This is a genomic window from Agarivorans sp. QJM3NY_33, assembly GCF_050870865.2.
Classification (GTDB): Bacteria; Pseudomonadota; Gammaproteobacteria; order Enterobacterales; family Celerinatantimonadaceae; genus Agarivorans.
Map to the genome: position 1 here is coordinate 179,031 of NZ_CP194039.2, position 10,435 is coordinate 189,465.

Here is a 10,435-nt window from a genome sequence, read left to right on the forward strand (position 1 = left end):
GATGCAACAACAAATAAAACAGTTGATTCAACAGGGACAGTTAAGTGAAGCAATTGCCGCGACTATCGCGCATTTAAAAGTAAAACCTAAAGATTTAGATACGCGCAGTAGCTTTATTGAGTTGTTGTGTATTGATGGCCAGTTAGAGCGCGCCGATCAGCAGTTAGATCTATTGGTGAAACAGCACCCGCAATGTGTACCAGGGGCATTAAACATGCGTCAGTTAGTACACGCGGCTCAATCTCGAGTTGATTTTGCGCACGGTGGCGATACCGCCAGTTTGGTGAGTGGTGCAAAGCAAAGCTTAACTCAGCTTATTGAATTGCGTTTAGCGTTGCTCAATAAAGATCAGCGTGCATTAACGCGTGCAGCGCAGCAGTTGGAGCATTTGCGTGAATCTGCTGAGTTAACAATCAACGATCAAACTTGCACTGAACTTCGTGATTTAGATGACAGCTTAGCGGGTTACTTGGAAGTGTTTGGCTCAAATGGCTTGTATTATTTTGTGTCTTTTGCCGATGTGACTTGGCTAAAGTTACTCCCCGCGACCAGTCTATTCGAACAGATCTGGCGTCGTGCTGAATTAGATATAAAAGATGGTCCTTCAGGTGAAGTATTCCTGCCGATGACTTACCTCGCTAGTGAGAGCGACGCTGAAAAATTGGGTCGCGAAACAGATTGGCAGCCCTTGTTAAATAGTGAGTTCTTTCAAGGACGAGGGCTAAAAATGTGGCTAGTAAACGATAATGCGCTGGCTATATCTTTGCTTGAGTCTTGCTCTACTCTTAGCTGCACAGAGACGGTTGAGTGATGAGTGGTTTACCAGCTTTGCAACTGTCCTTACTTGATCGTTTGTGTAATACCCATGATGACGCGCTGGCTTCAAACGGCGTTTACTCTATCTATGGTCGACAGGCTTATCGGCAAAGTATTCGTCGAGATCTAGAGGCCTTGCTGAATGCTAAATTGCATTGGCATACCTGGCCAGAGTGGTACCACGAGCTCGATCTTTCTTTATTTAGCTACGGACTACCCGATTTCTCGTCAATGCCTTTAAGTAGTCAGGATGGAAGAGAGAGGCTCTGTCAGATTGTTGAACAAACGATCCGCAAATTTGAGCCGCGCTTTATTGATGTATCGGTGTCGACGGTAAGCGATGAGCAACCGCTGGATCGAGTATTACGTTTGCGGATCCATGCCTTGTGTCATGCCGATCCTGAACCGGAAGAGATGACCTTCGATTCCGAAGTTGAACCCGTTTGCTTAGGCATAAAAATAGTTGAGTAAGTCATGAGTGATGAACTATTAAAGTATTACAATCGTGAACTTGCTTATCTGCGTCATATGGGGGCCGAGTTCGCCGAACGTTATCCTAAAGTGGCTGGGCGTTTGCGGATCAGCGAAGAAAGTGTCGAAGATCCGCATGTATCTCGTTTATTAGAGGGCGTTGCTTTGTTAACTGCTCAAGTGCGGCAAAAGCTTGATGACAGTTTTCCTGAGCTTACGGAAGCTCTACTTGGTCAACTTTACCCTGATTATCATGCACCGATCCCCTCGATGTCAGTGATTAAGATGAGCACTCAAAACGTCACTGACTATAGTTTGATGATCCCTAAAGGGACGGAATTAGATACCCAAGTTCCGGGCTATAAAAGTTGTCGTTTTAATACGTGTTACGACGTGCAAATGTGGCCGATAGAGCTTACTAAAGCGAGTTTTGAAAGTGCCCCCTTTAAAGCGCCTCGGCCCAATTTTCAAAAGCATGTTAGCGCCGTTTTAAAATTAAGACTGAGTTGCGAATTTGATGATGTGTCGTTCCGTGATTTAGGTATCGACAAGCTGCGATTCTATATTCACGGCCAACCACAGCTGAGCTATCAACTTTATCAATTAATTTTTCAATCGAGTGTTGGTATGGCATTTGCCAATCCTGACAGTATGCAGGCTCGCCAATATTTGCAAGCAAGGCATATACATGCGGTCGGCTTTGCCGATGAAGAAAAGGTCGTACCTTACGAACAACGTAGTTTTAATGGCTACCGTTTGTTGGTTGAGCATTTTTTATGTCCTGAGAAATTCATGTTTTTTGAGCTTCAAGATCTGGAGCCCAATTGGTTTGGTGAGCAGCATGAAGTGGACCTATATATCTATCTTGACGCCGATTCTGATATTCTGGCGAAACAGCTTAGTGCAGATAACATCTTACTTGGTTGTGTACCAGTGGTGAATCTGTTCGAAGATGAGTTGGAGCCGCTGCGCTTAGATCCCGCTCGGTTTGAGCATCGTCTGGTGCCTCGCTATCGTGATGCGGATATCTCCGAAGTGATTCGCATATTAGATGTAGAAGCTTTTGATCAGCACGACAATGGTGTTGCAGTCACGCCTTTTTATGGTAGTCAGCTTCCTCATTATGTGCCTGCGGGTCATCTATTTTGGACGCTGCGTCGTGAATTCAACAAATGGGCGGGAGGCCATGACGAGCCGGGCGTAGAGAGCTATTTATCAGTGGTTGATGGCAATGCGAAGCCGCTGGATATCGAGCAGCATGAACAATGGCTGATTTCAGCGAAAGCTCTGTGCAGTAATCGAAATTTGCCTGCAAGACTGCCCTTTGGTGGTGGTCAACCCTCGGTCGTGATGCCCAGTCGCGCTGACTCTCTAAAAAATGTTCGCTGTTTGCTGCCATTTAGCGAACCGGTGCGACCGGCAATGTTTGATGCTTCTCGCTGGCAATTGGCCAGTCACCTAACGCTCAATCACTTTACTCAGGCAAATGCAGTCCAGTTGTTGCAGGAGTTGTTGCAGTTGTACGACTTTAAACAGTTACCGCAAACCAAGGTGTTGATTGAAGCTATCACCAGTCTGGATGTTCAGCGAGCAACCGCAAGAGTCGTACAAAATGGTCGAGTTGGTTTCTGCCACGGTTCGGACATCGAGCTTGTATTTACCAACCAAGATTTGTCTGGCACCAATCTGTTCTTTTTTGGCAATGTACTGGCACACTTTTTTGCACAATACACCACCATTAATAGCTTTACCCGTTTAACGATTCGAATACTGGGCCATGCTCAAGCATTGCATCGCTGGCCCGCCTTGGCGGGAGATATGGAGCTGTTATGAATCTCTTTGAAGGCTTAAATAGTGGCAGCGAACAAGATTTTCATCATAGTGTGGTCGCGATCCAAGCAAGTCGGGGGGGCGTTCATCATGGAATAGGCTCCGATACGCTGCCAAAGCACGAAGCGCTGCGTTTTAAAGTGCCGCAAAATTTAGGTTTTCCGGGAAAAGCCTTAGCGAAGGTGGTGGTGCCAGAGTCGGCCTCGCAACCTTACCAGGTGTACGTCAATTTCATGGGCCTAACCGGGCCTAGTGGCGTATTACCCAGCCATTATAGTGAATGGGTCATGGAACGTTGCAAACAAAAAGATGAATCGATGCGTGACTTTTTAGACATCTTTCATCACCGCGTTATTTCTTTGTACCACCGCGCTTGGGAGAAATATCAGTACCCACTGCAATATCTGCGTCGCTTACAAACTGGGCAATCCGATCCTATTTCTTTGGCTTTGCACGCATTAGCGGGGACTTCTACTTCTAGTCAACTTTATGTCGGCGGACTGTTTTCTCAAACCATACGCAGTGCACAAGCCTTAAAACAAATCGTTCAGCTGATATCAGGCTGTCAGGTGGTGGTTCATCAGCGAGTCGGGCAGTGGCTGAGTTTAAATGAATCTGAGCAAACGCAGTTAGGAGGCCGATTCACCCCTGAAGGTCAGCATGCTCAGCTTGGCAGAAGTGCCACCTTGGGCAGCAAAATATGGGATGTGGGCTCAGCCATTGACATTGATATTCAGGCCGACAGTCAAGCGGCGGCTCAGCGTTTGTTACCAGGAGGGCCGTTATTGGATCTATTGCAACAAACCGTGGCCGCATATTTACCGAATCATATTCGTCCTCGTTGGAGTTTAAGTGCACGTTATCGAGATATGCCGAGTGGGCGTTTAGGTCATTGCAGCTTGGCTCTTGGGCGCGGCGCATCCTTAAGCATGAATAGTCGGCACATGGAACAGTACACCAAGATAGTGATTGCGTAAGCGCATTCGAAAGCAAGGAAAGGGAATAAAAATGACCACAATGAGTTTGAAATCAATGGTTGAGAAGCTGTCGCCAGCTGCCAAGCAAAGTTTAGAGTCGGCCGCCGCGCTATCTAATAGCCGTAGTCATTTTAGTGTTGAAGTTCAGCACTGGCTGTTGGCAATGTGTGAGCAGCGCAGTGAGGATTTATACATCATCGCTCAGTATTATTCGCTTGATTTAGCGGGCTTTATTCAGGATTTAAATCGTAGTCTTGAACAAGCTAAAACGGGTAATCCACAAACCCCAAGTTTGTCTCCGCAAATTGTGAGTCTATTAAGTGCAGCATGGATGGTCGCGACGATTGAATACCAGCAAACCAGCATTTTTCCAGTGCATATTCTTCACGCTTTATTGAGTGACGATACTTTAAGTTTCACCACCATGGATTATTTGCAACATTTGGAAGCCATTGAGGTTAGTCAACTGAGCCGTATTTGGTCGGGCCTGCAAAATAACGTTGGTGATGGCACTGTTCAGACTCAATCCTCAGCTAAAACGCCTAACTTAGAGCAGTTTACCATCGACTTAACCGAGCAAGCTCGACAGGGCCAACTCGACCCAATTTTAGGGCGTGATGATGAAATCCGTCAGATGATCGATATTTTAACTCGTCGACGGCAAAATAACCCAATTTTGACAGGTGAGGCTGGGGTGGGTAAAACGGCCGTTGTGGAAGGTTTAGCTCAACGTATTGTCGCCAAAGATGTACCTGAATCATTACAGAATGTGAGGATTCAGGTCTTGGATTTAGCCTTGCTACAGGCAGGTGCTGGGATGAAGGGCGAGTTTGAAAATCGTTTAAAGTCGGTGATCAGCGAGGTAAAAAACTCGGCAATCCCAATCGTTGTTTTTATCGATGAAGCGCATACGTTAATTGGCAGTGGCGGCCAAGCTGGGCAGAACGATGCTGCTAATTTACTCAAGCCAGCCTTGGCGCGGGGTGAACTGCGAACAATTGCCGCTACAACTTGGGCTGAGTACAAGAAATATTTTGAGAAAGACGCTGCCTTGACGCGTCGCTTTCAAGTGGTGAAAGTTGAAGAGCCTAGTGAAGACAAAGCGATCGTCATGTTGCGAGGTTTGCTGCCAGCGATGGAAAAGCATCATCGAGTCAGTATTAGCGATCAAGCTTTACAGGCAGCAGTTTGTCTTTCAAATCGTTACATTAATGGTCGTCAACTACCCGATAAAGCGGTGGCCTTGCTCGATACAGCTTGTGCCCGGGTAGCGATGAGCCAAGCGGCAACGCCAAGCCAGGTAGAGCATTTACAGCGACAGCAGCAACAACTCAGTGCTCAAATTGAGCAATTAGAGAGAGAACAGTTGACGGGTTCTAATCATCAAGCCCTACTTAGCCAACTTAGCTGCCAATTGGTAGATGTTCAAGCTGCCTTTGCGCAAGCCGAAAGCACTTGGCGTGACGAACAGGGTTTGGTGAAAAAAGCCAAGCAGTATGTTGATGAGATTTTAAATGTGGATCATGACGATCGGCTTGAGTTACGTCGTCAGCTGGTGGATTTGAAAGCCTCTTTAGCGGAAGTGGCTCAACCGATGGTGTTCTTAGAAGTTGATGAATTACTCGTTGCAGAGGTGATTGCTGATTGGACGGGTATTCCTCTTGGGCGGATGCAAGCTAATGAGATAACTACGGTTTTGAACTTATCACAGAAAATGGCCGAGCGGATTATCGGCCAGGATCACGCTCTAGATTTAATCAGCAAAGTAGTACAAACCACCCGTGCTCATCTCAGTGACGAGCGTAAGCCCAATGGGGTGTTTTTACTCACGGGACCCAGCGGTACAGGTAAAACGGAAACCGCTTTAACTTTGGCTGAACAGGTCTATGGCAGTGAAGATAACCTCACGGTAATCAATATGTCGGAGTTTAAAGAGGAGCATAAAGTCTCTTTATTAGTCGGCTCTCCTCCGGGATACGTGGGGTATGGTGAAGGGGGCGTGCTCACCGAGGCTGTGCGGCGCAAACCTTACAGCGTGGTATTACTGGATGAGATGGAAAAAGCCCACCCCGGAGTGCAAGACATATTTTATCAGGTCTTCGATAAAGGCTCGATTAAAGATGGTGAAGGTCGAGACATAGACTTCAAAAATACCATCATCATTATGACTTCGAATGTTGGAACTGATACCACCACTGCTTTGTTTGAGGATCAAGAAACAGCCCCTGATATTGACGGCTTAAAACAGGCGCTTAACGATGACCTGCTCGCCGTATTTAAGCCGGCTTTTATCGGTCGCTTAAATGTGATCCCTTTTATTCCTCTAAATCACGTCACACTGCAGCAGATTGTTCGTTTGCAGTTACAGCGTGTCGAACAACGGTTTTCCAAGAGTTATAAAGGAACATTACGTTTTTCTGAGCAAGTCGCTGAATATTTGAACCAACAATCAAATAACGCAGATATAGGTGCGAGGGCGATTCAAAATAATATTCAAAATGATTTATTGCCGATTATATCGAAAAAGGTGTTGGAGGCTGTTTTTTCTAAGAAAAATGTCGGATCAATCTTAATCGATATACGTGATTCTAATTATTGTGTAGAAACAGAGTGATTTATGTTTATTTATTGATATAAATATCTATAATGTGTTATTCGAAGTTGTGATGGTTGTCTTTTTAATTTGTTTTTTACTGGATTGATTTGTGAGATGGCTGCGACAAGTAAATTTGCTCGTTTAAGGCGATGCATTAATAACCTAGCCCTTATGGGTATATTTTTAAAAATTAGCTAAAGGAACTTAGCATGCAAGCAAATACTTATTTGAAATATGGTGATATTAAAGGCGAAGCAACCGCTGAGCAGTACAAAGATCTAATTACGCTGTTATCAGTTGATTGGTCGGTGAGTCGTGAGATCACTTCTCATACGGGGACTGCCCAAGATCGTGAAGCGAGCGCAACGCGCTTATGTGATGTCACAATTTCAAAAATGCAAGATAAAGCTTCGCCTGATTTATTCAAAGAAGCCACTATTGGTAAGGGTAAACCAGCAGTTTTCCACATTACTAAGCAAGGTGAAAAAATTGAAGAAATCATGAAAATCGAGTTAACCGATGCGATGATTTCTAGTTATGCTGTTTCGATTCAAGATGATCGTCCGGTAGAGCACATCACGATTTCTTACACTGAAATGATGATGACCGTTACCCCAACTGATGATCAAAATAATGTTCAAGCACCACTTGTTTACGGCTATAGCGGTGTTAAAGGTCAACAAATGTAATTGTTCTTACCTATGGGGTAGTTTTTAACTATCCCGTTTTTATCTTTATTTATTGTGAAAAATGAGAAATATGAAAAAGGCAAGCCAGAGCAAGAATATCATACAAATAGAAACACCTTTAGGTAAGGATGTACTCCACCTTACTCAATTTGATATTCAAGAAGGTATCTCTATTCCTTTTTCTATAAATGTTTCTTGTTATAGCAATGGTCAGCTTATTTCTCAGGATGATCTTATTGGTAAATCAGTGACGGTTAAATTAGATTACCAAAAGTCTGAAGAAACTGTTACTCGCTATTTTAATGGTTTTGTTTCTAGCATCCATGCATTAGGTAGTCGTATTTCTAGCGAAGCCGAAGGGGAAAAATATCAGGATTATCGTTTGCAGCTGGTATCGGGTTTACATTTTTTAAAGCAACGAATCAATTGCAGAATTTTTCAGAAGCTTAGTGTAGAACAAATTGTCAAAAAGATACTTACTGAACACGGTGTACCGATGCAGAGCGAGCTTAAGTCAACTTACTCGAGTTTGGCATTTAAGGTTCAATACAACGAAAGTGACTTAGACTTTGTGCATCGCCTATTAGAAGAGGCGGGCATTTTTTATTTTATAGAACATCGTAAGAGCAAGCATTCTGTGGTTTTAGTCGATGCTTTGACCGCTTACCGAGAGGCTGAAGAGTCGCAGGTCGTTTTTACTACCGGCTCCTTAGCCGAAGCGCATGTTTTTTCTTGGAACGGTAATTTTCAGCTCCCTGCTGGACGCTCGGTTAAGTATGGATTTGATTTTATAAAGCCCAAAGTAAAACCAAAGGGCGAGCAACAAAAAGTAGCCGTAAGTAAACAGCAATTAAGTAGTGAAGTCTTTGAATACTATGCTGGTTCTGAATTAAACCCGGAGTTGCAAAATTCTGCGAATATTGCTTTAGAAGCGATGCAAAGAGATACCTTGTTGTGTGCTGGTGGTAGTACTTGCGCGACTTTTTCGGCAGGCCAATACTTTACTTTCAAGTCTCATGAAGATCCAAAACAGCTGAACAAAAGTTATTTGATTACCCAGCTGTCTTTAAGTGTCGCCATCGTTAGTCAAACGGGAGCCGCGAAAAATAGTGGTCAGGTATTACACAATCAGTTTTCGTGCATACCTTCCGAGGTGCTATTCAGACCGTTACAGGTCACCCCGCGCCCCTTGATCCATGGCACTCAAACCGCCTTAGTCACAGGCGATCCTGGTGAAGATATCCACGTGGATAAATATGGCCGGATTAAAGTCTTATTTCATTGGGACCGTGAAGCCAAGCCAGATAGCAGTAGTTCTTGCTGGATCCGGGTGGCGCAAAATTGGGCGGGTAGCCGTTATGGCGCATTTTTTTTGCCGAGAGTGGACCAAGAAGTACTGGTGAGTTTCCTCAATGGTGATCCCGACCAACCAGTGATTACCGGAGCGTTGTACAACGGTGATCAAATGCCGCCCTACGCTTTACCCAGTAAGAAATTCCAGTCGGGTATTAAAACGCGTTCTACTAAAGGGGGCGGGGAAAGTAATTTCAACGAGATCCGTTTTGATGATGATGCCGGAAAAGAACTGCTCTACCTGCAGGCGGAAAAAGATCTACAAACCGAAATTAAGCAGTGTCAAATCGAAAAAATTGGTAAAGATTTGACGATTGAGGTAGCGGAGAACCAGTCGCAGAAGATTGGAAAAACCCTGCTGCTTGATGTTGGAAAAAATCTTGATCTTGTCGCTGGAAGCAAGGTCACAATTAAGGCTGGTGGTGCCTCTATTATTTTATCGAGTGGTGGCAATATCGACATTAAGGGCTCGTCCATTTCTATTAATGGTTCGGCTATCGCCCTTAAGGCGCCTTCCATCTCGTTAAACTAGGAAATTACATGGGTAAGCCAGTCGCAACGTTGGGGTCGTTTCATATGTGTCCTAAGGTTGAAAATAAAGTACCCCATGTGGGAGGGCCCGTTGCCAGTGGTAATGGAGGAGTCACTGTGGGCGGGATGCCAGTTGCCTGTGTTGGTGACAAATTAGTGTGCATTGGCCCTCCAGATTCAATTTCTACGGGCTCCGGTTCGGTCACTGTAGGGGGAAAAGCGGTAGCTCGCTTAGGTGACTCGACCGACCATGGTGGCAAGATATTGGCAGGTAATCCAACGGTGTTAATTGGCTAAGATGATTTTAACACTAGACATTGAAGCGATGCAGTTGGGCCAATACGATGACCCAGTCAATATTTTTGAGCTTAGCGAGAAGCAGGCCTTGCAGCCAGAATTAAGGCTTCATCAGCAAGGCTGCTTACGCCATTTTAGCTTTGACCACACAGTTACCGAGCGCTTGCTTGAGCTTCGTTGGGATGCCGATGCGGTTTTCGTATTACTACCCGAGGCCCCGATTGTTCAGGCTAAAGGGAAAGACTATCAGCGGCTTCTTGACTTGATCCCTAGTATAAAAGGTTTAGCCAAAGTGTATTTGTTCCCCTATGGCCGGAGTGCTTTGCAATTAGCTATGCGTCAAGCGGTTAAGCTGTTTTCGCAACAGCAAGTGAGTGATATTCAGCTCATTGCCTACCATGAGGACCCGCGTTTAATCACTCTTGTGAGAGAACCGAGCACTCCTGCCAGCCAATGTTTTATTGCCGGCCGACTGCGTCCAGCAGACAAAGGCTTTGTGATCCCTTGGACCGGTTACGAAGTGCAGACTTCAGATAAAAGCACTCAAGCTACGATTGCAGCACTGATTCAGCGCTATCAGCGTCAATGCGGCAAGTCGCTCAGCCAATGTTATTTCCCAACTGCGTTGCCGCAAGCTTTGAGGGATGGCTGGTTACACAGTGTTGAGTATTTTCAAGACAGCCTTACATCGCGCAGCCAGTTTATCTTTGCCGATGCACTGATTGGCGACTTGGGGGTGTGTAGTGGTATCTATAACTTATGCCATTGTTTAATGCTGTATCAGCAGCAAAAATATGCTGGAACAAGCTTTCAGCTGGCTCTTTCCGATGATGCCTATCGGAGCGCAATGACGCTTCGTTGGGTCGCTTAGTGGT

9 protein-coding genes are annotated in these 10,435 nt (G+C 45.2%); all 9 read left to right on the forward strand.

The features are described 5' to 3' along the window. Position 1 precedes the first annotated feature (1 nt). Complete coding sequence (locus ACRRSY_RS00835; RefSeq protein ID WP_432455104.1) at positions 2-811, forward strand: type VI secretion system accessory protein TagJ; 810 nt, start codon at positions 2-4, stop codon at positions 809-811. After that, positions 811-1,287, forward strand: coding sequence for a type VI secretion system baseplate subunit TssE (tssE, locus tag ACRRSY_RS00840; RefSeq protein WP_432464171.1), 477 nt, complete (start codon positions 811-813; stop codon positions 1,285-1,287). The genes ACRRSY_RS00835 and tssE overlap by 1 nt, the downstream gene beginning before the upstream one ends. Before the next feature lie 3 nt (positions 1,288-1,290). Next, positions 1,291-3,120 (forward strand): type VI secretion system baseplate subunit TssF, encoded by a 1,830-nt coding sequence (tssF, locus tag ACRRSY_RS00845; RefSeq protein ID WP_432455102.1) that lies wholly within the window; start codon positions 1,291-1,293, stop codon positions 3,118-3,120. Continuing rightward, the gene (gene tssG / locus ACRRSY_RS00850) at positions 3,117-4,094 is read left to right on the forward strand and encodes a type VI secretion system baseplate subunit TssG (RefSeq protein ID WP_432455101.1); all 978 of its coding nucleotides are present in this window, start codon (positions 3,117-3,119) and stop codon (positions 4,092-4,094) included. Before tssF ends, tssG begins: the two co-directional genes overlap by 4 nt. Positions 4,095-4,125: 31 nt before the next feature. Beyond that, positions 4,126-6,708: a type VI secretion system ATPase TssH gene (tssH, locus tag ACRRSY_RS00855; protein WP_432455100.1), complete on the forward strand. Its 2,583-nt coding sequence runs from the start codon at positions 4,126-4,128 to the stop codon at positions 6,706-6,708. A 191-nt stretch (positions 6,709-6,899) separates the two neighbouring features. Continuing rightward, positions 6,900-7,379 (forward strand): Hcp family type VI secretion system effector, encoded by a 480-nt coding sequence (locus tag ACRRSY_RS00860; RefSeq protein ID WP_432455099.1) that lies wholly within the window; start codon positions 6,900-6,902, stop codon positions 7,377-7,379. Between the two features lie 70 nt (positions 7,380-7,449). Beyond that, positions 7,450-9,264, forward strand: coding sequence for a type VI secretion system Vgr family protein (locus tag ACRRSY_RS00865; RefSeq protein ID WP_432455098.1), 1,815 nt, complete (start codon positions 7,450-7,452; stop codon positions 9,262-9,264). An 8-nt stretch (positions 9,265-9,272) separates the two neighbouring features. Next, positions 9,273-9,560, forward strand: a complete 288-nt coding sequence (locus ACRRSY_RS00870) for a PAAR domain-containing protein (protein ID WP_432455097.1) — start codon at positions 9,273-9,275, stop codon at positions 9,558-9,560. Next, on the forward strand, positions 9,553-10,431 hold the full coding sequence (locus tag ACRRSY_RS00875) for a hypothetical protein (protein WP_439033341.1): 879 nt from the start codon (positions 9,553-9,555) through the stop codon (positions 10,429-10,431). The genes ACRRSY_RS00870 and ACRRSY_RS00875 overlap by 8 nt, the downstream gene beginning before the upstream one ends. Positions 10,432-10,435 lie beyond the last annotated feature (4 nt).

Excerpts from the sequence above, each read along its gene's own strand:
- ACRRSY_RS00870 (WP_432455097.1), top strand. The coding sequence starts at position 9,273 with ATGGGTAAGCCAGTCGCAACGTTGGGGTCGTTTCATATGTGTCCTAAG.
- tssE (WP_432464171.1), top strand. The coding sequence starts at position 811 with ATGAGTGGTTTACCAGCTTTGCAACTGTCCTTACTTGATCGTTTGTGT.
- tssH (WP_432455100.1), top strand. The coding sequence starts at position 4,126 with ATGACCACAATGAGTTTGAAATCAATGGTTGAGAAGCTGTCGCCAGCT.
- ACRRSY_RS00865 (WP_432455098.1), top strand. The coding sequence starts at position 7,450 with ATGAAAAAGGCAAGCCAGAGCAAGAATATCATACAAATAGAAACACCT.
- ACRRSY_RS00835 (WP_432455104.1), top strand. The coding sequence starts at position 2 with ATGCAACAACAAATAAAACAGTTGATTCAACAGGGACAGTTAAGTGAA.
- tssF (WP_432455102.1), top strand. The coding sequence starts at position 1,291 with ATGAGTGATGAACTATTAAAGTATTACAATCGTGAACTTGCTTATCTG.
- tssG (WP_432455101.1), top strand. The coding sequence starts at position 3,117 with ATGAATCTCTTTGAAGGCTTAAATAGTGGCAGCGAACAAGATTTTCAT.
- ACRRSY_RS00860 (WP_432455099.1), top strand. The coding sequence starts at position 6,900 with ATGCAAGCAAATACTTATTTGAAATATGGTGATATTAAAGGCGAAGCA.